Source organism: Hydrotalea sp. AMD (assembly GCF_004100315.1).
Classification (GTDB): Bacteria; Bacteroidota; Bacteroidia; order Chitinophagales; family Chitinophagaceae; genus Hydrotalea; species Hydrotalea flava.
Genome location: NZ_SCKY01000004.1, coordinates 1 through 23,777, shown reverse-complemented (window position 1 = coordinate 23,777; position 23,777 = coordinate 1). Strand labels below are relative to the sequence as shown.

The following is a 23,777-nucleotide window of genomic DNA, read 5'->3' as shown; positions in this document are numbered from 1 at the left end:
AGTTTCATTGTATTAATCTATCAGCAACCTCTTCGGCAATGATGGGTGTTAAAGCAACTCCCATACCATTGCAGGCAATGGCAGCTAAAATATTGGGTTCTATAAAATGAATGTAGGGTAAATGGTTGTCGGTAAAGCCCATAATACCACTCCATCTTTGTTCAATGGTATAATGAATGGAAGGGTGCAAATGTGTTTTCAAAAAATCTTCCAATGCAGTTTGTATGGTAGCAGAAGTAGTAAGTGAGGTAGTGGTTTCTTCTTCAAACGCTTTGTTTCTGGCACCTCCCAGCAAAATACGGTTGCCCAAATTGCGCCAATAGTAAAAACCTGCATCAAAATGAAATGTGCCGTGTAATGGCAAATTTTCGATGGGCGACGTGAGAATAATTTGACCCTTTCCGGGTGTTACGGGAATGGTTTGCCCGGTAAAAATGTTATTTGAAAATGCATTAGTACATAACACCACTTTTTCAGCGGTAAATACCAAATTTTGACGGGTATGTAACTGTACCCCATTGTTGTGTTGCAAACATTCAGTTACTTCAATACCACTTAATATTTGTACACCCAAGCTTATTGCTTCTGTTTGTAATGCCTGTACTAATTTACCGCTATGTAATCCGGCCTCCATTTTATTTTGAATCAGCGCATCAAAATGTTGTAAGCCTAAAGTGGAGAGTGCAGCATCATTTCTAATGAATGTGCGTTTCGTTCCTGTAATGGGCGCCAGTAATTTATTGAGATAGGCAATGCTATCTGCAATCGTATCTAATTTTAATTGATCATTAGTAATACATTCATAACCACCACAGGGATCGTATTCAATTTGATTTTTAGGAATATAATGTGTGATTTTTTCTATCCCTCTAAATCGCTTTTCTGTTATAGTTAACATGGCCGATTCTCCCAGTTTTTGTGCATCATGCAGTAATTCTGTTGGGCTGCCAAAGCAGGCAAAACCGGCATTTCGGGTAGAAGCACCTAGTGGGGTAATATTTTTTTCAAGTATGGTAACGCGTAAAGTACGTGCATTTTCTATCAATGCAATGGCGGTCCATAAACCCATTAATCCACCGCCCACAATAATTACATCCTGAGGTGCAAAAAAACTTTCTTTTTCCCAAATTGAAATATTTGCTTGCATTTATCAAATGTACAAAACATCACATCAAATACTTACATTTTAAGAAAGCATTTAGAAGTTGAATTGATGCTATTTCTAAGCGTTAAACATTAAACCTGAAGTGCATAATATCGCCATCTTTAACAATGTATTCTTTTCCTTCAATTCTTAGTTTGCCATTATCGCGGCAGGCGGCCTCACTACCATATTTTATGAAATCTTCATAAGCAATTACTTCCGCTTTAATAAAGCCTTTTTCAAAATCACTGTGTATAACACCGGCAGCTTGCGGTGCTTTCCAGCCCACATGTATGGTCCATGCTCTTACTTCCTGAACGCCAACCGTGAAATAAGTTTCCAGATTCAAAAGTTTATATACACTTTGAATTAATCGGTTTAGCGCCGGTTCTTTCATGTGGTATTCTTCCATAAATAATTGGCGGTCATCTGCCGATTCCATCGCTGCAATATCTGCTTCAATGGCATTATTCATAATAATCATCTGAGCACCCTCTTCATTGGCGGCTTTCAGTAAAATATCAGAATATTTATTGCCGGTATGCATACTGGCCTCGTCTACATTTGCTACATATAAAACTGGTTTGTCGGTTAGCAAAAACAAATCATCAATAGCTGTTTTTTCTTCTTTTGAAAGTTGTAATGAACGTATGCTTTTTCCTTGTTCCAAATGTGCTTTACATTGTAAAAGCGTTTTTAACTCTGCCTGCGCTTTGGTTTCGGAACCTACACGAGCCAACTTTTCCGTTTTCTGAATTTTTTTCTCTACACTTTCTAAATCTTTTAATTGTAGTTCTGTATCTATAATTTCTTTATCTGAAACAGGATTAATGGCGCCTTCTTCTCTCAAAACATTTTCATCTTCAAAACAACGGATAACGTGTATAATCGCATCTACTTCGCGAATATTGCCTAAAAATTTATTGCCCAGGCCTTCTCCTTTACTGGCACCTTTTACCAAACCTGCAATATCTACTATTTCTACCTGTGTGGGTACAATTCTATTGGGATTTACTAAAGCGGCCAAATGTTGTAAACGTTCATCGGGTACATCTACCAAACCTACATTGGGTTCAATGGTGCAAAACCTATAATTACTGGCCTGCGCCTTGGCACTGTTGGTAACGGCATTAAATAAAGTTGATTTTCCTACGTTGGGTAATCCTACAATTCCTGCTTGTAAAGCCATTGTTTTTTGTTTTAGTATAACTGTAACTAGCTCCCGAACAGGTTTAATTACAGCAAAGTAATTTGTTCTATTAAGCCGCAAAAGTAAGGTCTTATTCATATTTACAGAATGCTTATTTTCAATGAAAATTTGGAAGAGCCTATTTTAAACAAGTATTTGAAATTTTGATAAAAAGTTGGGATAATAGCACAGTTTAACTGTAAAATCAGGCTTTACATTCATTGATTGTATTAAAACCTTTATAAAATGGCGTTGAATATTGTATGGATTGCTTTTTTTCTGATTGCATTTGTAATTGCATTGTATAGATTTATTTTTTTACATGATACCGAAATTTTTAAAACATTGGTGGATGGAATGTTTGATACTGCCAAAGGTTCTGTAATTGATGTGGCATTTCCTCTGGCAGGAACCATGGTGTTTTTTTTAGGATTGATGAATATTGCAGAAAGGGCAGGTGCTATCCGATTTGTATCGAAAATATTAAATCCTTTTATGAAGCGCTTATTTCCCGGAGTGCCGGATGGGCACCCGGCAATGGGTGAGATGGTGATGAATTTTTCTGCCAATATGTTGGGGTTAGATAATGCTGCAACTCCTTTTGGGTTAAAAGCAATGGAAAGTTTGCAAACGCTAAACCCGGTAAAAGAAAAAGCCACCAATGCACAAATTATGTTTTTAGTGCTGCATACCAGCGGATTAACCATTATTCCTTTATCTATTCTTACCTATCGTTTGGCGGCAGGTTCGCATGAACCGGCCAGTGTATTTATACCTTGTGTATTGGCTACAGTTGTTGCAACAATGGCGTCTATTATTATTGTTGGGTTTTGGCAAAAACTAAAATGGGATATGGTTTTGGTAACGTGGCTGGCTTGCCTGCTGGCCATAATGGGTGCATTATTGTTTTGGGTAAATGGATTATCTGCGCCCGATAAAGCCGTTTTTAGTAAGGTATCGGGTAATTTATTGTTAATGCTGATTGTTGTACTGATTATTATTGGAGGCTTATGGAAAAAAATAAATGTATTTGATGCTTTTATTGATGGCGCAAAAAATGGATTTGATGTGGTGTTGAAAATTATTCCATATTTAGTTGGTATGTTGGTTGCAATACGGGTATTTAGAGATAGTGGTGCCTTAGGTTATTTGGTAGATGTGTTAACACACGGCATTCAATTATTGGGCATTAATGCCGATTTTACACCTGCTTTGCCCGTTGCCATTATGAAGCCATTTAGCGGCAGTGGTGCACGTGGATTAATGTTGGATGTAATGCAAACGCATGGTGCTGATTCTTTTGTGGGCAGAATGGCATCTACCTTTCAGGGATCAGCAGATACTACTTTTTACATAATAGCCCTGTATTTTGGAAGTGTGGGTATTAAAAAAGTACGTTATGCAATTTGGGCCGGCATGCTGGCTGATTTTATTGGTGTTATAGCAGCCATTATTATTGGATATATCTTTTTTAGATAATTATCACTACTGTACTGTAATTTCTTTGGTACCCAATATTGCGTAGGCTTTATCGCGGTATACAATTTGGTATTTTCCCGGATATAAATACAGGTAGTAAAAACCATTTTCTGCATTTACAAAAGTTTGGTCTGCAGGTATATAAATTCCCTCTTCTTTTTCGCCCCATTCGTTTTTATAAAATGCCTGAACAAAGAAGAGTGTTTTGTATGCGGGTGAAACAGGTATCTCTTTTCTGGTGTTATTAAAATTATACCAGGCAGGTCTGCCATCCTGGTATTTGGTAGGTGGGTGTACAACATACATATCATACACTCCCGAATCTAACAATTGTACCGGTATATTGTTACGCAAAGGAATTACCGTTTGTTTAATATTGTGTTGATGAACGAATGCAGCATAATACAAGCGGCCATAATCAGAATTACTACCCTCGGTCATTTCAGTCTGGTCAATACTCAAAGGTTTTATACCGGATAAATAGCGCAAATACACTGCCATGGGAATACTTTCACGATCCCATGCCAATTGAGCTGTGTGTTCATACCCGGCCAACACGACAATTTTTTCAGATGGATGTTTTTTCATAAATTGAGCTAAATGAACGGCCTGCATTGAATCACGCTGATTGTTGCTGAGCCGGTTGGCATTCTCATCTTCATAAGGCAATAATGTAAATCCCATTTGCAATGCTTTTCTCACCAATTCACCACAAACCGGCTCGGAAGTATAATATCCTGTTTGTACGGTAAGTTGTTTTAAAGATGCATTTTTATAAGGATTTAAAGTTTCCATAGCTAAGTATCTAAAACCCTGCTGATACAATCCTTCTAACAACACAATGGCAAAAGCTCTGTGCTGTGGTTTGCTATGCGATTCATTTATTAAAACAATGGAACGATTTCCTGCTTGCTTTAAAATAAATGGAATGGCGGGAACCATTTGAAGATTGTTCAATGCTTCCACCTTTTTTGTAACCGTGTTAATATAGCTGTCGGGCAGTGGTTCAGAAGCTTGTTCCTGATAATACAAAGCTGACTGATAATCACCTGCAAATGCCAAAGCCTGCGCTACATCTTCGTTATAGGCCGGTAAACCATGCGTGTCAATTAATTCATTTTTTAGTACAAAAGCTTTGTATAATGGTTTAAAATATTGGATGCGTCCTTTTTCTAACATCGATAAAAATGGGTTGGTTGTATCTGTTACCAATTGTTTATTTTGCTGAATAAAGTGTTCTAACTCCAGTAAAGATGCTGTTGCTTTTCTTTGTGCAAGCAGATTTCCGGTAACAAATACAAACAGTATGATGCTGAGAATGATTTTTTTCATGGATGATGCCTTAGATAATCAGAATGTTATTATTGATAATGTATTCTTCAGAATTGTTCAAATAAAAAATTGATATCGGCCGGATGTTATATGCAATGTTACAATCAATTTTATGTTTGTATACTGTTACCAACAGTTTTTAACAATTTAACCTGGCAAAACATACTTAGGAATCGCTAAGCGCCTCAAGTACGGCCGGCAAACTTTCAACACCTTTGGTAGCAGGCTGCTCAATTGTAATGATATTCTTTTTTGAAGGGAAAGGGGGTATATTTTTATCAATAATTACAATAGGTGTACCGGTCAAAACAAAGTTGATTAATCCTGCTGCCGGGTATACTTGTAAGGAAGTGCCAATAATGATCAATATATCTGCTGCGGCAACCCATTCTGCCGCTTTTCCCAGTAAGGGTACTTCTTCATTAAACCAAACAATAAATGGCCTGAGTTGTGTTCCATCTGGTGCAAGATCACCCAAATGAATATCACCATGAATGGGGTAGGTTAGGAAGGGGTTGGCAATGCTACGCATTTTAAAAATTTCGCCATGCAGGTGTAATACATTTTTACTTCCGGCTCGTTCGTGTAAATCATCAATATTTTGCGTAATAATCTGAACGGAATATTGTTCTTGCAACGATGCAAGGAAATAGTGTGCAGCATTGGGTTGTGCATTGGCCACATCTTTTCTTCGCTGGTTATAAAAATTGAGCACAAGCGCTGGATTTTTTGCAAACCCCTGTGGTGTGGCTACTTCGTTGATATCATAACCATTCCAAAGCCCATCAGCATCTCTGAAGGTTTTTAATCCACTTTCGGCACTAACACCGGCTCCGGTTAGTACAACAATATTAGGTTTAAGCATTATGAATAAATGTAAATGCGATACCGTTATTTTTTTAGTTTGGTTTCACTTAATTGCATAATGACCTTCCATTCTTCCGGTTTTACGGTTTGAACGGAAAGTCTACCCAAGCGAACCAAATCCATATTTGTTAAACGTTCATCTGCTTTTACCTGTGCAAGTGAAACCGGTTTTTTAAGTTTTTGAAAAGGTTTCAAATCAACCACTACCCATGCAGGTTCAGCAGTAGTGGGGTCCTGATAATATTCTTTAATTACCTGTGCAATTCCTACAATTTCCAAGCCTTCATTACTATGGTACCAAAGCACTAAATCACCTTTTTTCATGGCTTTTAAATTGTTACGGGCGCCATAATTACGCACGCCGTCCCAAAAGGTTTGTCCATCTTTTTCAAATTGTTCCCAACTGTATTTAAAAGGTTCTGATTTTACTAACCAGTATTGCATAATATCATTTTTTAACTGACTAAGTTTACCAACCGCTTGCCAGCACATCGGCCAAATGCATTACCTGAATGGGTTTTTGCTGATAGTTAATTATGCCCTGTAGGTGCATTAGGCAACTCATATCGGTGCTAATAATGTATTCAGCTTCTGTAGCAAGTGCATTGCTTATTTTTTGATCGCCCATAGCTGCGCTGATGGGTTCAAATTTTACGGCAAAGGTTCCGCCAAATCCGCAACAGGTTTCTACATCCTTCATTTCAACCAATTCTAATCTGGCTACCTGCTGCAATAATTTTCTGGGTTCCTGTTTCAATCCACATTCCCGAAGGGCTGCACAACTGTCGTGATACGTTGCTTTTGCAGGAAAACTGGCACCAAAAGATTCTATCTTTACAATATTTACCAAAAAATCACTAAACTCATACACTTTTTCAGTTAATGATTTTACCTCGTTGTGCATAGAAGTGTTTTCAAATAGTTTGGGATAGTAATTTTTTACAAAACCTATACAACTGGCGCTGGGTGCAACAACAAATTCATCTCCTGAAAAATCTTTGATAAATTTTGAACAAACTTCTTTTGATTCGCCCCAAAATCCGGCATTAAAAGCCGGTTGGCCGCAACAGGTTTGGTTGGTATTGTAATGAACCGTGCATCCTGCTTTTTGCAGTACTTTTACCATATTGAAACCAACCTGCGGATACAACTGGTCAATAAAACATGGTATAAACAATTGCACATTCATTTCCTAATACTTTATATCAAACTCAAACTGCTGGGCCTGAATCTTTCTGTTTAAATCAATCATTTTAATGGCTGTAATGGCCGCTTCTTCTCCTTTGTGGCCATGTATTCCGCCAATTCTTTCTTTGGCCTGTTGTTCATTTTCAACTGTTAGTACACCGAAAATTACCGGTTTTGCTAAACTCAAATTCAGTTGTAATATACCTTCGGTTACATACTTGCAAACATAATCGAAGTGTGGTGTATCGCCTCTTATTACCGTTCCCAATGCAATATAAGCATCGGGTATATTAACAGTAAAGTCGAAGTGTTGTTGAATAGCAAATGGGATTTCAATGGCGCCAGGTACCGTCATCACTTTATAACCAATATGATTGGCTTTTAAAATTTTGATACAACCTTTTTCCAATGCATCAACAATAGGTGCATTCCATTCGGTTTTAACCAATAATACAAAGGCATCCTTTATTACGGGGATGCCTTTATGTAATGTTGTATTTCCTTTTGCAGTCATTATTTTACGCTTAAATCATTTTTTTCGATGCTTAATCTATAAATGTATTTATCGGCCTGAAGGCCTTTATCGGTTTGCGGGTATTTTGATTTGATTTCTTTATAGAATTCAATGGCATCTTTCGTTTTACCTAATGTTTCGCTTAATAAACCTGCGCGGAACAGGTATTCAGAAGAGGAGAACGCATCTTTAGGGAAAGTGGTTCCGGCTTTTTTATAATCTTGAATGGCATCATCATTTTTTCCTAATTCAGCTTCAGCATCAGCCAATGCGCCATAGGCAGACATCTGAATTTGCAGGGCATCGGTTGAAAATTCTTTCAGGTATTTTACAGCATTTGCAAAATTGCCTAATTTAAGGTAACTGATACCTGCATAATATTTAGCTAAATTGGCTGATTTTGTACCATCATAGTTTTTAATGATATAAAGAACACCTTTGTTAAATCCGTCACCGTTTAATACCAGATTAGAAGAATCCTGAGCAAAATATTCCTGTGCTTTATAAATAGCTTCTGCTGCTTTTTCTTCTTTGGGTTTAACAATGTATTGATTGTATCCATACCATCCACCCGCCACAACAATAATTGCAATAACGGCAATGGTAATTTGTTTTGAATATTTATTCCAAAAATATTCAGCTTTTAATAATGGGTCTTTTTCAACGTGTTGGTGTGTATGTTCACTCATTACAATAGTGGGTTTAAGTGTTAAGTTGTATTGTGTTATTGTTTTAATTAATCAATATCAAAAACATAATTGTCGTTTGCATATACATCTTTGTAAACTTCACTATCATCGGGGAATGGACTTTCTTCGGCAAATTGTACGGAGGCTTCAACAACCTGGGCAATTTTAGCATCAATGGCATCAATCTCTTCCTGTGTAGCAAATTTATTGGTTAAGATGGTTTGTAAAACCTTGTGAATGGGGTCCTGATTTTTGTATTCATCTACTTCTTCTTTGGTACGGTATTTCTGGGGGTCAGAAATAGAATGACCTTTGTATCGATATGTTTTCATTTCTAACAAAGTAGGGCCACCGCCTTCACGGGCACGTTTTACGGCACGGGCTACGGCTTCGTGTACATCTTCCGGAATCATACCATCTACTTTATCGCCGGGCATATCATAACTATCTGCTAATTTATAAATGTCAACAACATTTGATGTGCGTTGAACAGAAGTGCCCATTGCATAGTTGTTGTTTTCACAAATAAAAATAACAGGCAATTTCCACAGCATAGCCAGATTAAATGTTTCATGTAAAATTCCCTGACGGGCAGCACCATCGCCAAAAAAACATAAGGCAACATTATTGGTGCCACGGTATTGTTCAGCAAAGGCTAGACCTGCACCGGTAGCAATTTGTGCACCTACAATGCCATGACCGCCATAAAATTTATGTTCAACACTAAAAAAGTGCATACTGCCACCTTTTCCTTTAGAACAACCGGTAGCTTTTCCATATAATTCCGCCATACAGGCATTGGGTGATACTCCTTTTGCTAATGCCCAGCCATGGTCTCTGTATCCGGTAATGAATGGATCATCGGGCGTAGTTGCTGTCATACAGCCGGCTGCAATAGCTTCTTGGCCTACATAGGCATGAAAAAAACCTCTGATTTTTCCGGCCATTTTATACATTTCTTCTGCTTTCAACTCAAACTGGCGAATCAATTGCATTAATTCGTACCAGTATAGGTATGTTTCTTTCGTAAATTTTGTTGCCACTGCTACTTAATTTTGAGGGGCAAATATAGTACTTAGAATGTAAATTACAGAGGGCAATATTTTAAGTGAATTTCAGTGAATGAAAGAGTCGCTCTATCTAAATTTTAGAAATGTATTTGTTACCGTGAGAGCACAAATATTTTATTGGTCTGTTTTTTCCGCTTTAAGTGTTCGATAAGCGAACGCTGTACTGATAAAAGTAAGTAAGGCGCCCAATAACATGGCTGCTCCCGGAAAATGCACCGGTGCTTTTGAGGAAGTGAAATAAGCGAAGATGTGTGTCATCATTAATGGGCCAATGATGGAAGTGGCGCTCATTAAACTGGTTAATGCTCCCTGCAATTCGCCTTGCTCGTTGGGTGGAACATGGTTTGAGATGATACCTTGTATAGATGGGCCGGCTATACCACCCAGCGCATAGGGTATCATAAATACAAACATCATCCAGGTAGTTGAGGCAAATGCAAACAAAAGAAAACCTACTGCATATAAACTTAATCCAATGTATATGCTTTTCTCCTGACCTAATCTGGGTATAATGGAACGTATTAAAACACCCTGCACAATGCCAACAATTAACCCGATGAAACCGAGAGAATAGCCAACCATTTGTTCATCCCAGCCAAACTTACTCATAGTATAATAGCTCCAGCAACTTTGTACAGCATGGCCGGCAATGTACAACAATGTAATGGAGAAAACCAAACCGGAAATAACCGGATATTTTTTTAATTGAACCAGTGAACCCAAAGGATTGGCGCGTTTCCATTCAAATTTTCGGCGGTTTTCGGCAGGCAATGATTCAGGAAGAATAAAATAGCCATATAGCCAGTTAACAAAAGCCAGAACAGCTGCTGCGAAAAAAGGTACTCTTGGTCCGTAATGACCTAAAATACCACCTAAAACAGGTCCTATGATAAAACCTAAGCCAAATGCTGCACCAATCATTCCAAAGTTTTGCGCTCTTTTTTCAGGAGTACTGATATCGGCAATATAAGCAGATGCTGTGGTAAAACTACCCCCGGTTATGCCTGCAATAAACCTGCCCACAAATAACCAGAATATATTGGGTGCAAAGCCTTGTAACAAATAATCCATTCCAAAACCAAAAAGAGAAAATAATAAAATACGACGCCTGCCATATCTGTCACTTAAATTGCCTAGAATGGGGGCAAAAATGAATTGCATCACAGCATATACAAACAATAACCAGCCACCGTAATTCGATGCCTGGCTTAAATTACCATGAATAAGTTGCTCAATGAGCTTGGGCAATACGGGAATAATGATGCCAAAACCGGTAACATCTATTAATAATGTAATAAAAATAAAACCCAATGCCGCCTGCTTTTTGTCTTTTGCCATGAAGTGAAAATGTGGCAGCAAAATAACAGTAAATTATCTATCCTGAATCAATCTTTTTTAATAGATTGGAATAGGCTTGTTTTGCTGATGCCTGCAATACATCCGAAATATTGGTATACTCGGTTAATTTTTCTTCAAGCAATGCAGCAAAAGCTTGCAGATATAAAATCATATCCGATTTGTTGTTTTTTTTGAGCCATCTGAAATCCTCCCGGTAAGTTAGTTGGTCGGAATAAAACAAATTTAAATAGCAGGTTAAACTGCATTCAGGGTGTAGTTTATATAAGAATGCAAGAAATTACACAGCTTATTTATTTTCAGTTGCTGTATGATTACTCATATCATTATCATTTACTTTTCTTCCTTTCATTTCGCGTTGACTGATATTGAGTTTACGCAAAATTTTCGATTTTATCATAATACTCGCTTCGGTACCTGCGGGCTCAATGTGGTATGGTTGGCCATCATAATTAATTACACCATATTCATTAATCCACTCATTGGCTAAAATACGATAGGGATCGTTGGGCCGAGCCTGTTTGGTTTTGCCAAAAGTGATAAAATTATTGTTGTCTTGTTCAAATGCAATGCCTACAATATTGTTCCGTTGTAATACACAAACACCAGGCGTATTTTTCTTTAATGTAATAATATTTACATTACGGCCATTTTCCAAAACTACTTTACCATCATTTACTTTAGCTTCACCGGTTTTTACATCTCTTCTTAACACAATATTCCTGTCATTATAAAATTGAATTTTATCAAGTGGTTGATGATTAGCTGCTAATTGAGAGCGGATGGCAGCAGTAAAATATGTTTTAGGGGTAGAACAGGCAGCAAATAAAATGGCTATTAAAATAGTATTGAATATTTTTTTATAAAGCATAATAAATTTTTTTGCAATGAAAACGTGCCTGTAAAGACTGTTTTTGTACATAAAGGTTTAGCCCATGATTGAGAAAATTTGTTAAAAATTCATCAATAGCAGTTGTGCATTCACGCTTATTTAAATTTCTTTTTTGAGTCTTGGTAAATTGGCAATAATTATGCCTGCAATAATAATGATACTGCTTATCAAGTGAATGTTACTGAAGGCTTCCCCCAAAAAAATAACGGCTTCAACAGTACTTAGTACCGGAATTAAATTGCCCAATAAGGCCGTTCTTGCCGCACCCAACAAGGGTATCGCTTTATTCCAGCTTAAATAAGCCAGAACAGATGCGCCTAAGCCCAAATAAAGAATTATCCAAATGGTATTTGGAGTCCATATCATTTTTTGTTGCAAAAAAAATGGTTGAATCCATAATAATGGAATTAGTAGCAGGGTTCCGGCTGTTATTATTATGAAAAGAAATACCGTTGCATCAAGGGGTGCAGGTTTTTTCTTTACCATAATGGTATATACTGCAAATAAAAGTGCGCTTAAGAAAACCCAAATATCGCCTGTTGAAAATTTCAACAACTGTAAATGTTGCCAGTTACCTTTTGCCATTAAAAATAATACACCCCATAAACATAAAAGCATGCCCGCTATTCTGGCTATACCAATTTTTTCTTTTAAAAAAATAGCGGCTAAAAAAGTAGAAAAAACCGGTGATGCCGAAGTTCCGATGATGGCAAGATTGATGGCTTGTGTATAATGACCACCAAAATAAAGCAGTGTATTAAATAAACTAATTCCAATAAATGCAGTACCCAAAAGATAACGGCGATATTGAATAATGAGGTTCCATTGTTGTTTGGTTTTTGTATATGCAAATGGTAATAAAAGAATGGAGGCGGTACACCATCGTAGTAAACTTAATTGTACCGGTGGAATTGATTTTGCCAATCCTCTTGCAACAATAAAATTGCCAGACCACAATACCACTGCAAGTATTGCAGCAGAAAAACCTACCAGAACTTTTTTGTTACTCATTTGAGATTCATACATTCATTAATGGGCAAAATCTTTTTCGTAATTGCCTTTTATTCGCTCAATGGGAGGATTGAAATAACCGAATTTTACTTCCGGAAATTCTTCATGTATTAATTGTTGCAATTGTTTAATACCCAGCATTTCGCCTGTTTCGACCATATTAATTTGACCCAGATACCAGTCGGGATCAATATTAAAATTACGCCATTGTATCATATTGAGTTTTGTAGTTTGGATCAATTTTCTTAAAGCCTCATATTCTTTAACAGTATCAGTTACGCCGGGAAAAACAAAATAATTAATACTGCTCCATCCTCCAAATTGGCGAACTGTTTTCAAGCTTTCAATAATATCTTCAAATGCATAATTATTGGGTCGATAATAGCTGGTATAAATACTTTTTTGTGCAGAGTTGGTGCTCACCCGAATACTGTTTAAACCGGCTTTGCATAATTCGGCCACTGCATCGGGTTTAGAGCCATTTGTGTTGATATTAATACTGCCTTTGTAGGTATGCTTTCTGATTTCAATGATGGCATCACGAATGGTTTCCCACATCAATAAAGGTTCACCTTCGCAACCCTGCCCAAAACTTACAATAGGATAGGGGGCTTGTAGCAAATGGGGTACCGTAAATTCAATAATTTCTGCAGCAGTAGGTTTAAAAGTTAGCCGATCCTGGGTTGAAACAATAGTTTCTTCTTCCGGTTGAAAAGAAATACAGCCAATGCAATTGGCATTGCAAGCCGGAGAGGTAGGCACAGGGCATTCCCATCTTCCCAAAGCAAAATTTCTGGCAGCGGGGCAGTGATAGGTATTACAACAATTATTCATTAAATGTTGTACTAACCTGTTTCTCGGATAATTTTTCAGTAATTGATTAGCGCCGGTTTGAATCAGTTTTTCATCATATCCTGCACATTCCTGGCGAATATCTTTCTCAATTCTGATAGCAGGTACATAAATGGTATTGTTATACCAACCTGCTGCAGTATAGCAGAATAATGGAAGGGTGGGCGCATCGGGAAACGATTCGTAGGCAGCCAAAAATAATCCTGTATGTGCGGGTGGAATAAACGCCGCAACCGCCCAGCCTTTTTCACACAATCGCATTTCACCGGTTTTTATATCAACGCCAATGCCCCTACGTTGTGGTAATTCATACAGGTTACCTCCTTCAGGTAAGGTTATCCAGTCTTCTACCGGCACCTGAAATGCATCCCAACCAGCACGTCCGGTTGCAAAAAGGGTTTCATCTTCAAAAATATTGCCATTACCATCTGAATACAATAAAAAAGGCGATTGTTGTAACATGTGTAATTTCATTCAATTCAAAAATAAATTAATTTTTTTGTGCGGCCCGTAATTGCGCTGCACAAAAAGCATTAAATTCAGCTTCTTCTTTTTCCGATACTTCAGCATCCACATTTTTTTGTATCAATTGATTGTTTTTTAAATCAATTGTTAAAATATTGTCTTTCAGTATCACATTATTTACCTGTAACCAGCTAATTCTTTTGGAAGGAATACTGTTGAAAACAATTTCTTTGCTGTCGAAAGCAACTTCCGGCAATACCTTGGCCGGCTTTTCAAGTACCGCAGCAATTAAATACAGAATGGCAAAGAACAGGCCTTTTGGATACAAATACCATCCCCAGGCTGCTATCATTAAAGCAAACCGGTAAAAAGGCATATAGCCTCTGGATTGTTGCCGGTAACACCATATCCACCAGCTGAAGATTAAAATGGGAATCAGAAAAAAAAGGGTGTATATGCCGCCGCTAATGCCGGCATGATATAATAAAATACCTCTTAAAATAAAAGTCACACTTGCAATAGCCAGCATTAACTGACTAATGATGTCAATTGCTTTAAAAAAACGAACAGGGTATTTTAAAACAATAATATAATCGTATGTTTTTGAAGGGCGTGCTATCATAATCCAAAACCGCAAAAATAGGTTTAAAAACTGCACCCACTCATATTTTTGTTAAATGAAAGGCAATAAATTAAGAATAGCTGAGTAACATCAGTATTATCTATTCATTTTACAAGTACTTTTGCGCAGTAAAATACGAATGATATGAAGAAGATGCATTTGATATTATTAGTAGCCATTGCAGCAGCCATTACTGTTTTAATTAGCTATACCGGTAATTTAACCACTTATGAAACCATTGCTTCAGCAAAAGAAAAGCCGGGAAAATTTGTGAATTTAATTGCTAAACTCGACAAAAATGAACCCATTCAGTACGATGCAGTGAAAGACCCCAATTTTTTAAGTTTTACTGCCATTGATACTTTGGGCAATTCAGTAAAAGTTGTTTACCATAATACCAAACCTACTGATATGGAAAAAAGCGACCGGTTGGTATTAAAAGGCCGTATGGATGGTGATCATTTTGAATGTAAAGATATTTTATTAAAGTGCCCTTCAAAATATAAAGATAATCCCCAGTCTACCGAAAAATCTATGGCGAAGCAAGACTAACAATAAACAACAGGGTTTTTCATTCAATCCTCATTTTATGCTTAGTTTGCCACTCATTTACCCTTTTTATTAAGTTGATACATTATGCAGTATAACGGAGAACACCTTTTACCCGGACAAATTGGTCATTTTTTTTCTATCCTTTCTTTGGTGGCTTCATTAGTGGCCACCATTGCTTATTTTAATGCAGCTCGTATTCCCGATTTGCAATCAGACAAACAGAGCTGGATAAAGCTTGCCCGTATTTCATTTTTAATTGAAACCATTTCTGTATTGGGTGTTTTCTTTTCATTATATTATATTATTTATAACCATTATTTTGAATATTTTTATGCGTGGAACCACTCCTCCCGCAGTTTGCAATTGAAATATATATTAAGTTGTTTTTGGGAAGGTTCGGAAGGTAGTTTTTTATTGTGGAGTTTTTGGCATTGTGTGCTGGGTTGGATTTTAATAAAAACCAGCAAAACATGGGAAGCAGGCGTGATGACGGTGATAAGTTTTGCACAGTTTTGCATAGCCTCTATGTTAATTGGCATCTACTTTTTTGGTTACAAGGTAGGTAGTAATCCATTTATTTTATGGCGTCAGCAAATGCCTGATATCCCTATTTTTTCTGACCCAAATTATTTGCAATTGCCCCGCATTCATGAAGGAAATGATTTAAATACATTATTACAAAATTATTGGATGGTCATTCATCCGCCGGTATTGTTTTTAGGTTTTGCCTCAACCATTGTGCCTTTTGCCTATGCTATTGCAGGCTTATATAAAAAAGACCATAGCTGGATAAAAATAAGTCTTTCCTGGGCCGCATTTTCAGGTGCTGTTTTGGGTACCGGAATTATGATGGGCGCTGCCTGGGCTTACGAAAGTTTATCGTTTGGCGGCTATTGGGCATGGGATCCGGTTGAGAATGCCTCTTTAGTACCCTGGATTGTAATGATTGTAGGCTTACATACGAATCTTATCTATAAATCAACAGGCTATTCTTTACGTTCTACCTATCTTTTTTATATTCTTAGTTTTATTTTAGTGCTTTATTCTACCTTCTTAACCCGTAGTGGTATACTGGGCGATACTTCTGTACATGCATTCACCGATTTAGGTATGAATGTGCAGTTGTTATTGTTTGTACTGGTATTTTTATTTCCTGCTCTTGTTTTATATTTCTTGCGTTATAAAAAAATTCCGGCTATCCAGAAAGAAGAAAATACTTACAGCAGAGAATTTTGGATGTTTATTGGTGCATTGGTACTGTTTCTTGCTGCTATTATTATTGCGGCCAAAACATCCGTTCCTGTGTATAACAAATTATTTGGTACCAATATAGCTCCACCTGAAGATCCGGAATTTTCTTTCAATCAGGTTCAAATATTTATTTTAATAATCATTGGAATTTTAACGGCGGTAACGCAGTATTTTAAATACAAAAGCACGCCTGAAAAATATTTTGGTAAAAAAATATTATGGCCAACAGTGGCAGCATTATTGGTTGGTTCAGCCATATGCATTTGGGGCAATATTCATTATAACAAACAAGGTATTGGCTTTCTGGTAGCCATTTATGTGGGAATTTATGCGGCTATTTATTCCATTATTGCCAATGCTGCTTATATATGGATTGTTTTAAAAGGAAAATTAAAGGTTGCCGGTGCTTCTGTAGCGCATGTTGGATTTGGAATGATTTTATTGGGTGTATTAATCTCTTCAAGTAAAAAAGAAGTATTGAGTTGGAATACAACAGGTATTGCAGTGTTTAAAAAAGACAAAAAAGAAGATCCTGTAGAAAATATTACTTTGTTTAAAGGGGTTGCTACCGATATGGGTAAATACATGGTAACCTATGTACAGGATACATTAAACCCCAAAGACCGTAAACGGTATTATGAAATTGATTTTAAGGCCAAAAATGGTAAAGAACAGTTCAAAGTATATCCTGATATCATTAAAAATAACAAAGGGATGGAAGGCTTTTCTCCCAATCCGGATTCAAAACATTATTGGAACAGAGATATTTTTGTATACATATCATCCTTTCAGCAAAATGATCAGGCAGATACTGCCACTTTTAGAAATATTGCCATAAAACCAGGCGATACTACTTTTTACAGCAATGGTATGCTTATCTTGAATAAAGTGCAGGTAAATCCTGAATCGCAAAAAGATAAATTTAAAAATGGTGAAACCGCATTGTTTTTAGATATGACTGCTATTACTAAAGATGGTCGCCGTTATCCCATAACACCCGGAATTGTTATTGATAATAACGATTTAATCAACTATCCGGATACGGTTAAAGCACAAAGTCTGATAGTGAAATTTAATAAAGTGAGTAACCCGCAGGATGGTAAAATAGAAATAGGAGTAAGAGAGAGTGGCGCCATTACCGATTTGGTAACATTAAAAGTATATGAGTTTCCTCTGATTAATATGCTTTGGTTGGGGGTTGTAATAATGGTAATTGGCTTTTTTATGTCTATTTATCAGCGAATCCGTCTGGCACTTTTTTCAAAAGAATAGGTTACTTTTATTACGCTGGCAGCATTAACCAATGAATATATGTCTACAGCATATCAGCGTGTATGGTAAAGCGAATCCTGCATATGATTGTAATCGTTTGTTTGTGTTTGATTGCCAGGCAATCACATGCACAGCACAGCATTTATGATACCATTCCCGTTCATGCTTTTATTACACCGGAAGGTGATACCATTCCCATGGGATATTTACCGGATGTTTCTATTCTTTACCGCTTAAATGCCCGCCAAAAAAGATATTGGACTGAATGGACAAGGCTACGCAATGCAGTGTACGTTACCTATCCTTATGCAAAAGCTGCAGGCAGAATTATGAATGAAATTAATGCCCGCCTGGCAGGTGTTACTAATAAAAGCGAAAGAAGAAAAATTATTCGCTCCAGAGAAAAAGAATTAAGAAAAGAATTTACAGATAAGTTAACGCAATTATCCATTTATCAGGGCAAAATTTTAATGAAACTGATTTATAGAGAAACCGGGAATAATTGTTATGAAATTATTCAGGAATATAAGGGAAGTTTAACAGCCACTGTTTATCAAACTGTTGCCTTCTTTTTCGGTACCAGTTTAAAACAAAACTACGACCCCAATGGAAATGACCGGGATATTGAAACCATTGTACGCGACCTGGAAAGAATGTATGGTATGCGGGGTTAAATATTTCTCGACAAAATTTCGGTAAAATTTTCCCGACTGATAAATTGTGCACCCAGACTTTCTAAATGTTCTGTATACACCTGACAGTCAATTAATACAATTCCTTCCTCCATTAATTGTTGCACAAAACGTATAAAAGCAAATTTGCTGGCATTGCTCACCAAGCTAAACATACTTTCCCCAAAAAATATATTTCCCATTTTTATGCCATAAAGCCCGCCCACTAATTGGCCATTTTGCCAGACTTCAGCGCTATGTGCCCAGCCTGATTGATGCAGTGTGGTATAAGCTTCAAGCATTTCATCGGTTATCCATGTTCCATCTTGCCCATTTCGTTTGGTTATTTTGCAGTGTTTAATCACAGCATGAAATGCCTGGTTAACAGAAAACTCAAAAGCATTTTTCTTTAGCAATACCTGCATGCTTTTGCTAATTTTAAGTTCATTTGGGAAAAGTACAAATCTGGGATCCGGGCACCACCACAATGGTGAATTCCCTTCATACCAGGGGAATATTCCTTTTTTATAGGCTGTGAGTAAACGAGGTATTTGTAAATCACCGCCTATTGCCAAAAGGCCATCTTCCATACTTTCGGTAACCGGCGGAAACCAAAATGTTTCATTTAATTGATAAAGAGGCATAGGGTGGTAATCAATATCGGGAAATGAATGATTAAGAACCAATAGGAATGGTTTCGATGGTGGCGTTGATACCTCTGTCTAAAATAGCACTACGCATGGGATCTAAGGTTTCATAATCTCCATTTTTTACCACACACTTGCCCTTCATATGTATTAATAAGGCACATTGCTCTGCCTGCTCTTGCGTATGGCCACAAATTTCAATCAGGGTTTCAATTACCCAGTCAAAAGTATTCACATCATCATTCCATACAATTAAATGGCAGGTAGGCACTGATGCTGTAATGGTATCAATGGAGGCCTCTTCCCAATTTTTTTCTTTCGTATGATTTAAAATCTGAATCATACTGCAAAAATAGGTAGTTCTGTTAAAATAGGAAATACAACACCCTACATGGTCATTTGTTGAAAAGAGCAAAGTTTTGAAAAAATGATTCAGGCTGTTTTGGAAGAAAGTAGGAATTGCTTATACATTTTGGGAGAAAACCCGGTATGTGCTTTGAATAAACGGTTAAAGTGGGTAACCTGATTAAAACCTGACTGGTAGGCAATTTCATGAATTGGATCATTTGATTCTATCAGTAACTTGGTTGCATAAGATATTCTTTTTTCAATTAATAAATCGGTGAAACATTTACCTGTCTGCATTTTAAAAAAACGGGCTAATGTAGCTTCACTCATATTCATAATGCACGACATTTTTTTCAGGCTGATTTCTTCTTTGAAATGGGTGTTTAAATAATCCATTACTTTATTAACCTGATTAGTATTGTTTTGCAAATTTTGAATCATTGTTTCTGAATTATCATTCAAAATTTCCCATTGCTTTTGCAATGAAACAGTAGATAATAATTTCAGTAAAATGAGTAACCCTTTAAAATCATTTTCTTTTTCCAATAGTTGTATTGCTGCCAGTGCATTCTGAGCTGAGTTATTTGAAAAACGAATGCTATTGATTCCGGCTTGAAATAATTTTCTAATGTGGAAAAACTGGTTTTTGTTAAGCATGCAATCTCCAAACAAATCTTGTTGAAAAATTACTTGCTTTACAAGACCGGTAGAAGAGGAATTGTGCCCGGTACACCAGCCGTGCAATGTACCGGGTGGTAATAAGAACAATGCAGTATCGTGGTTGATTTTAGTAATGCTATTACCAATAATACAAGTAGCTGTTTCAGAATTTTGAAATAATAAGAGTTCCCAATAATCATGATAATGTAATCTTTGGGCAGGATCATTGATAGCATGCCTCAGTACAATAAAAGCATCTGCTTCTTCTATGGGCAAGAATCGTTTTTGGTTGAGATTTTTCATGCAGTGCAGTTAAAGCAATCAGTAGGTTGAAAATAGTTGGTTAGAATATAGCTGCTGGTATCACCCATCACCCTCTGCAAGGCAAAAAAATGATTTGTTTCGCTGCAACAGTATCAAATATTTATAGCCGTTGTGAATAAGATGTGCAATGTATGGGTTTATAGTTTGTCAGTGTTTAATTTACTGAACAAGAATTATTAACCCGGTTCAATTTTAAAATGGGCTTCAATGTTTTATCTATCAATGTTTAAGTGAGCACTGTTACCTCGTCATTGCTATACCGTTATTGAAAGGTATGTAAGTGAGAATGTGTATTTGTGTAATATGTTACCCGTTTATTGTAGAAAAAATATTTTTTGATATATATCAATTGTAGAATTGCTGTATTGTCAAACACTGAACGAGAGCGGCTTTTATTAAATTAATGTGTAAAAAATACATAATTGTATGTTAAAAAATCACTGAAACATGATGGTAAAAGGTAAGAACACAATCGTTTGCGATACTTAAATTTGTTAAAGATTATTTAACAACCTAACGAAAACATTGCTTATGCCAAACAATCCACATCTATCTCGATGTTTTTTGCTTTTTTGCGGCCTCTTTTTTTGCACATTGGGGGCTTTTGCACAAAAAACAGTTTCCGGTAAAGTAACCGGTAAAAACAATCAACCCCTTGCCGGCGCTACGGTAACGGTACAAGGTACCAACAATGCTACCGCTACGAACGATGATGGTACATTTACCATTAAAGTTCCGGGCGATAAAAGTGTATTGGTAATTTCTTCAGTGGGTTACAACAATGTAACCATGCCTGTAAGTGGCCGTTCAAGAATTGACGTTACCCTAACCGAATCCACTAGTGATTTAAATGAAATTGTGGTATTGGGTTATACATCGCAAAAGAAAAAGGACATTACCGGTTCTGTTTCAGTTGTAAATGTAAACGATATGAAATCTGTACCAGGTGGTAATACTGCCGCTTTGTTACAAGGTCAGGCTTCAGGTGTTACGGTTATTAATTCCGGTGTACCTGGTGGTGGTACCAGTGTAAAAATTCGAGGTATTACTTCTCCCGGAAGTACAGCGCCATTAGTTATGATAGATGGTGTACAGGGAAATTTACAGGACGTCAATCCCAGTGATATTGAATCCATTCAGGTATTGAAAGATGCCGGAGCTGCTGCTATTTATGGGGTACAGGGTTCTAACGGGGTAATTATTGTTACCACCAAAAGAGGCCGTCAGGGTAAAGCCAGAATTAGCTACGATGCTTTTGTGGGCACCCAACGTCCGTTGAAAAATGGCTTTAACTTAGAAAACACACAGGGTTATGCCAATGTGGTGAAAGCATACGAAATTAACAGTGGTATTGCTCCCGGAAGCAGAAATGCACAGTTTGGACAGGGTGATACGCCTGTAATTCCGGATTATATTACTCCTACCGGAGCAAAAGTGGGTGATCCTGGAACAGACCCAGCTTCCTACAATATAAATTCCAATCAAATTACAAAGGCCAATAAAATTGGCACAGATTGGTTTCATGAAATTTTTAAACCTGCCATTTTTCAAAGCCATACTTTAACAGCCAGTGGTGGTAATGATAAATCAACTTACCTGTTTTCAGTAGGATATTTAAACCAGCAGGGAACTTTGATTAATACCTATTTAAAGCGCTATTCAGCAAGAATGAATACCACTTTTAATATAAATAATCATATCAGAGTTGGAGAAAATGCCTATGTGTTTTACAAACAAAGTCCGGGCTTTACCAACCAGAATGAGGGTAATGCTATTTCAATGAGTTACCGTGAACCACCTATTATTCCTATATATGATATCATGGGAAATTATGCCGGTACTAAATCAGTGGGTTTAAGTAATGCACAAAATCCTGTGGCAAATCAACAAAGGACTGCCAATAATAGGAGTAATGATTGGCAGGTAAACGGTAACGTATTTGCTGAAGTGGATTTTTTAAAGCATTTTACAGCCCGTACAAGTTTTGGAGGTTATTTTGATAATTATTACTACTATTATTTTACCTATACGGCTTATGAAAATGCAGAAGGCAATACCAATCCTAATGCCTTTACGGAAGGAGCTGGTTACAATAGCTTATGGCAATGGACAAATACCGTTAAGTATAGCAACACTTTTGGCAAACATAGCTTAAATGTATTAGTGGGTCAGGAAGCCAAAAACCAATACAACAGAGGTATTAGCGCCGGCAGGGGATCATATTATAGTACTGACCCAAATTATTGGACATTAAATACAGGTGCTCCAAATTCACAAAGTAATATTGGTTATCCACCTTATCAATTAGCAATATCTTCCTATTTCGGGAGAATTGATTATAGTTATGCAGATAAATATATTTTAGCAGCTACATTAAGAAGAGATGGTTCTTCCGTTTTTGCTCCCGGCCATCAATATGGTAATTTCCCTTCTATTTCTGCAGGATGGCGTATTTCCAATGAAAATTTCATGAAAAATGTTAGCTGGATTAATGATTTAAAATTGAGAGGAGGATGGGGTACATCCGGTTCTATTAGAGCGTATCTCAAAAGTAGTTTCTTAATAATATAATTGTACAAGCTAATTGTACAAATCCGAGAAAATTAGCATCATAGTAATCAAATCTTGTTTGACAACGTCGAAACTGCTGAATCCAGGCAAAGACTCTTTCGATCTTCCACCTGTTTTTGTATCGTCGTAATTCACGTCTATCCTGTGTGGCCTTTTTCACCCGGTTGGTTTTATGTGGAGCGATCATTTTGATGCGGTTCCCTTTAAGTATTTTATCAAGAGGATCACTATCATAAGCCATATCCCCAATCAAGCGTTTAGGCTTTGTTCGCGTAAATCGTTTTGATATCGTTTTTTCAACGAGTTTAATCTCATGGGTACTTGCTTCATGTGTGGAAATGGCGATAGGAAGACCATTACGGTCTGCAATTGCCATGAGCTTCGTACCCTTGCCCCGCTTAGTTTTCCCAACTCCAAAGCCCCTTTTTTAGCCGCTGAAAAGCTGCCGTCAATATAACATTCTGCCAAATCAATCTTTCCCCTAGTTTTTAAATCCACCGCCAGGCGACTTAATATCTGCTCCCATAGCAAACACTTTACCCATTCCTGAAATCGCCGGTGACAGGTCTGATAAGGTGGATATCGATCTGGCAGGTCTTTCCATGGTGCCCCGGTTCTACATATCCATAATATCCCATTTAAAATTGCTCTATCATCTACTCGAGGACGTCCGGCTATCTTTTTGGCCGGAATATTTTTTTCAATCAACCCACAGATCAAGTCCCATTGTTCGTTTGTGATATCCATAAATGTCGTTTCTCTTATAAACGGCAAATTCATTCAATTTATTACAAAAAACATACTTTTGAGA

24 protein-coding genes are annotated in these 23,777 nt (G+C 37.0%); 5 read left to right on the top strand and 19 right to left on the bottom strand.

From position 1 onward, the window contains the following. Nucleotides 1-4 precede the first annotated feature (4 nt). Together EO766_RS03085 and ychF are read right to left on the bottom strand one after the other, a co-directional pair. Nucleotides 5-1,147 (bottom strand): NAD(P)/FAD-dependent oxidoreductase, encoded by a 1,143-nt coding sequence (locus tag EO766_RS03085; RefSeq protein WP_074420212.1) that lies wholly within the window; start codon nt 1,145-1,147, stop codon nt 5-7. Between the two features lie 82 nt (nt 1,148-1,229). Continuing rightward, nucleotides 1,230-2,333, bottom strand: a complete 1,104-nt coding sequence (ychF, locus tag EO766_RS03080) for a redox-regulated ATPase YchF (protein ID WP_068241231.1) — start codon at nt 2,331-2,333, stop codon at nt 1,230-1,232. Between the two features lie 246 nt (nt 2,334-2,579). Between ychF and EO766_RS03075 the strand changes: the two genes are divergently transcribed. Beyond that, nucleotides 2,580-3,812: a spore maturation protein gene (locus EO766_RS03075; protein WP_074417924.1), complete on the top strand. Its 1,233-nt coding sequence runs from the start codon at nt 2,580-2,582 to the stop codon at nt 3,810-3,812. Between the two features lie 6 nt (nt 3,813-3,818). Here EO766_RS03075 and EO766_RS03070 read toward each other — a convergent pair whose 3' ends face one another. The 13 genes from EO766_RS03070 to EO766_RS03010 form a co-directional block, all read right to left on the bottom strand. Continuing rightward, entirely contained in the window at nt 3,819-5,144 is a 1,326-nt protein-coding gene (locus EO766_RS03070; RefSeq protein ID WP_074420211.1) for a hypothetical protein, read from the bottom strand. 166 nt (nt 5,145-5,310) lie between these two features. Next, the gene (locus tag EO766_RS03065; protein ID WP_074417926.1) at nt 5,311-6,009 is read right to left on the bottom strand and encodes an SIR2 family NAD-dependent protein deacylase; all 699 of its coding nucleotides are present in this window, start codon (nt 6,007-6,009) and stop codon (nt 5,311-5,313) included. Between the two features lie 26 nt (nt 6,010-6,035). After that, nucleotides 6,036-6,455, bottom strand: a complete 420-nt coding sequence (locus tag EO766_RS03060; RefSeq protein ID WP_074417932.1) for an EVE domain-containing protein — start codon at nt 6,453-6,455, stop codon at nt 6,036-6,038. Nucleotides 6,456-6,480: 25 nt separating this feature from the next. Next, entirely contained in the window at nt 6,481-7,200 is a 720-nt protein-coding gene (locus EO766_RS03055) for a (Fe-S)-binding protein (protein ID WP_074420210.1), read from the bottom strand. A gap of 3 nt (nt 7,201-7,203) precedes the next feature. After that, entirely contained in the window at nt 7,204-7,713 is a 510-nt protein-coding gene (ribH, locus tag EO766_RS03050; protein ID WP_081298999.1) for a 6,7-dimethyl-8-ribityllumazine synthase, read from the bottom strand. After that, a complete protein-coding gene (locus tag EO766_RS03045; RefSeq protein WP_074420208.1) occupies nt 7,713-8,402 on the bottom strand; it encodes a tetratricopeptide repeat protein in 690 nt (229 codons plus the stop codon). Before EO766_RS03045 ends, ribH begins: the two co-directional genes overlap by 1 nt. Before the next feature lie 47 nt (nt 8,403-8,449). Continuing rightward, the gene (gene pdhA, locus EO766_RS03040; protein ID WP_074420207.1) at nt 8,450-9,445 is read right to left on the bottom strand and encodes a pyruvate dehydrogenase (acetyl-transferring) E1 component subunit alpha; all 996 of its coding nucleotides are present in this window, start codon (nt 9,443-9,445) and stop codon (nt 8,450-8,452) included. Between the two features lie 141 nt (nt 9,446-9,586). After that, nucleotides 9,587-10,810 (bottom strand): TCR/Tet family MFS transporter, encoded by a 1,224-nt coding sequence (locus tag EO766_RS03035; RefSeq protein WP_074420206.1) that lies wholly within the window; start codon nt 10,808-10,810, stop codon nt 9,587-9,589. A 37-nt stretch (nt 10,811-10,847) separates the two neighbouring features. After that, complete coding sequence (locus tag EO766_RS03030) at nt 10,848-10,982, bottom strand: hypothetical protein (protein ID WP_262900152.1); 135 nt, start codon at nt 10,980-10,982, stop codon at nt 10,848-10,850. Between the two features lie 135 nt (nt 10,983-11,117). Then, nucleotides 11,118-11,699: a hypothetical protein gene (locus EO766_RS03025; RefSeq protein WP_143439408.1), complete on the bottom strand. Its 582-nt coding sequence runs from the start codon at nt 11,697-11,699 to the stop codon at nt 11,118-11,120. Between the two features lie 120 nt (nt 11,700-11,819). Beyond that, on the bottom strand, nt 11,820-12,731 hold the full coding sequence (locus tag EO766_RS03020) for a DMT family transporter (RefSeq protein WP_074420214.1): 912 nt from the start codon (nt 12,729-12,731) through the stop codon (nt 11,820-11,822). A gap of 18 nt (nt 12,732-12,749) precedes the next feature. After that, on the bottom strand, nt 12,750-14,057 hold the full coding sequence (locus EO766_RS03015; RefSeq protein ID WP_074420204.1) for a radical SAM family protein: 1,308 nt from the start codon (nt 14,055-14,057) through the stop codon (nt 12,750-12,752). Between the two features lie 16 nt (nt 14,058-14,073). Continuing rightward, nucleotides 14,074-14,670, bottom strand: a complete 597-nt coding sequence (locus tag EO766_RS03010; RefSeq protein WP_074420203.1) for a hypothetical protein — start codon at nt 14,668-14,670, stop codon at nt 14,074-14,076. A gap of 144 nt (nt 14,671-14,814) precedes the next feature. Between EO766_RS03010 and EO766_RS03005 the strand changes: the two genes are divergently transcribed. From EO766_RS03005 to EO766_RS02995, 3 genes are all read left to right on the top strand, one after another. Beyond that, nucleotides 14,815-15,222: a cytochrome c maturation protein CcmE domain-containing protein gene (locus EO766_RS03005; RefSeq protein ID WP_074420202.1), complete on the top strand. Its 408-nt coding sequence runs from the start codon at nt 14,815-14,817 to the stop codon at nt 15,220-15,222. Between the two features lie 84 nt (nt 15,223-15,306). Then, nucleotides 15,307-17,745, top strand: coding sequence for a cytochrome c biogenesis protein CcsA (gene ccsA / locus EO766_RS03000; RefSeq protein WP_074420201.1), 2,439 nt, complete (start codon nt 15,307-15,309; stop codon nt 17,743-17,745). Nucleotides 17,746-17,807: 62 nt separating this feature from the next. Beyond that, on the top strand, nt 17,808-18,419 hold the full coding sequence (locus tag EO766_RS02995; RefSeq protein ID WP_074420200.1) for a DUF4294 domain-containing protein: 612 nt from the start codon (nt 17,808-17,810) through the stop codon (nt 18,417-18,419). Here EO766_RS02995 and aat read toward each other — a convergent pair. The 3 genes from aat to EO766_RS02980 all read right to left on the bottom strand — a co-directional run bounded on the left by aat (nt 18,416) and on the right by EO766_RS02980 (nt 20,374). Continuing rightward, entirely contained in the window at nt 18,416-19,102 is a 687-nt protein-coding gene (gene aat, locus EO766_RS02990) for a leucyl/phenylalanyl-tRNA--protein transferase (RefSeq protein WP_287100665.1), read from the bottom strand. The genes EO766_RS02995 and aat overlap by 4 nt on opposite strands. Further along, a complete protein-coding gene (locus EO766_RS02985) occupies nt 19,092-19,406 on the bottom strand; it encodes an ATP-dependent Clp protease adaptor ClpS (RefSeq protein WP_074420198.1) in 315 nt (104 codons plus the stop codon). Before EO766_RS02985 ends, aat begins: the two co-directional genes overlap by 11 nt. Before the next feature lie 89 nt (nt 19,407-19,495). Further along, complete coding sequence (locus tag EO766_RS02980) at nt 19,496-20,374, bottom strand: AraC family transcriptional regulator (RefSeq protein ID WP_074420197.1); 879 nt, start codon at nt 20,372-20,374, stop codon at nt 19,496-19,498. Between the two features lie 552 nt (nt 20,375-20,926). On the opposite strand from EO766_RS02980, the gene EO766_RS02975 reads away from it, so the two are divergent. Further along, entirely contained in the window at nt 20,927-22,966 is a 2,040-nt protein-coding gene (locus tag EO766_RS02975) for a SusC/RagA family TonB-linked outer membrane protein (protein ID WP_081301299.1), read from the top strand. Here EO766_RS02975 and EO766_RS02970 read toward each other — a convergent pair. Continuing rightward, a protein-coding gene (locus tag EO766_RS02970) for an IS5 family transposase (protein ID WP_143439552.1) occupies nt 22,941-23,713 on the bottom strand; the annotation gives its coding sequence in 2 pieces (ribosomal slippage) (nt 22,941-23,377 and nt 23,377-23,713; 774 coding nt in all). The two genes, EO766_RS02975 and EO766_RS02970, sit on opposite strands and share 26 nt — an antisense overlap. Between the last annotated feature and the right edge of the window lie 64 nt (nt 23,714-23,777).

Excerpts from the sequence above, each read along its gene's own strand:
- ychF (WP_068241231.1), bottom strand. The coding sequence starts at position 2,333 with ATGGCTTTACAAGCAGGAATTGTAGGATTACCCAACGTAGGAAAATCA.
- EO766_RS03005 (WP_074420202.1), top strand. The coding sequence starts at position 14,815 with ATGAAGAAGATGCATTTGATATTATTAGTAGCCATTGCAGCAGCCATT.
- ribH (WP_081298999.1), bottom strand. The coding sequence starts at position 7,713 with ATGACTGCAAAAGGAAATACAACATTACATAAAGGCATCCCCGTAATA.
- EO766_RS02975 (WP_081301299.1), top strand. The coding sequence starts at position 20,927 with ATGCCAAACAATCCACATCTATCTCGATGTTTTTTGCTTTTTTGCGGC.
- EO766_RS03060 (WP_074417932.1), bottom strand. The coding sequence starts at position 6,455 with ATGCAATACTGGTTAGTAAAATCAGAACCTTTTAAATACAGTTGGGAA.
- EO766_RS02995 (WP_074420200.1), top strand. The coding sequence starts at position 17,808 with ATGGTAAAGCGAATCCTGCATATGATTGTAATCGTTTGTTTGTGTTTG.
- ccsA (WP_074420201.1), top strand. The coding sequence starts at position 15,307 with ATGCAGTATAACGGAGAACACCTTTTACCCGGACAAATTGGTCATTTT.
- EO766_RS03045 (WP_074420208.1), bottom strand. The coding sequence starts at position 8,402 with ATGAGTGAACATACACACCAACACGTTGAAAAAGACCCATTATTAAAA.
- EO766_RS03015 (WP_074420204.1), bottom strand. The coding sequence starts at position 14,057 with ATGAAATTACACATGTTACAACAATCGCCTTTTTTATTGTATTCAGAT.
- EO766_RS02985 (WP_074420198.1), bottom strand. The coding sequence starts at position 19,406 with ATGATTCAGATTTTAAATCATACGAAAGAAAAAAATTGGGAAGAGGCC.
- EO766_RS03065 (WP_074417926.1), bottom strand. The coding sequence starts at position 6,009 with ATGCTTAAACCTAATATTGTTGTACTAACCGGAGCCGGTGTTAGTGCC.
- EO766_RS03070 (WP_074420211.1), bottom strand. The coding sequence starts at position 5,144 with ATGAAAAAAATCATTCTCAGCATCATACTGTTTGTATTTGTTACCGGA.
- EO766_RS03075 (WP_074417924.1), top strand. The coding sequence starts at position 2,580 with ATGGCGTTGAATATTGTATGGATTGCTTTTTTTCTGATTGCATTTGTA.
- EO766_RS03085 (WP_074420212.1), bottom strand. The coding sequence starts at position 1,147 with ATGCAAGCAAATATTTCAATTTGGGAAAAAGAAAGTTTTTTTGCACCT.
- EO766_RS03025 (WP_143439408.1), bottom strand. The coding sequence starts at position 11,699 with ATGCTTTATAAAAAAATATTCAATACTATTTTAATAGCCATTTTATTT.
- EO766_RS03055 (WP_074420210.1), bottom strand. The coding sequence starts at position 7,200 with ATGAATGTGCAATTGTTTATACCATGTTTTATTGACCAGTTGTATCCG.
- EO766_RS03035 (WP_074420206.1), bottom strand. The coding sequence starts at position 10,810 with ATGGCAAAAGACAAAAAGCAGGCGGCATTGGGTTTTATTTTTATTACA.
- EO766_RS03020 (WP_074420214.1), bottom strand. The coding sequence starts at position 12,731 with ATGAGTAACAAAAAAGTTCTGGTAGGTTTTTCTGCTGCAATACTTGCA.
- EO766_RS03010 (WP_074420203.1), bottom strand. The coding sequence starts at position 14,670 with ATGATAGCACGCCCTTCAAAAACATACGATTATATTATTGTTTTAAAA.
- EO766_RS02980 (WP_074420197.1), bottom strand. The coding sequence starts at position 20,374 with ATGAAAAATCTCAACCAAAAACGATTCTTGCCCATAGAAGAAGCAGAT.
- EO766_RS03030 (WP_262900152.1), bottom strand. The coding sequence starts at position 10,982 with ATGATTTTATATCTGCAAGCTTTTGCTGCATTGCTTGAAGAAAAATTA.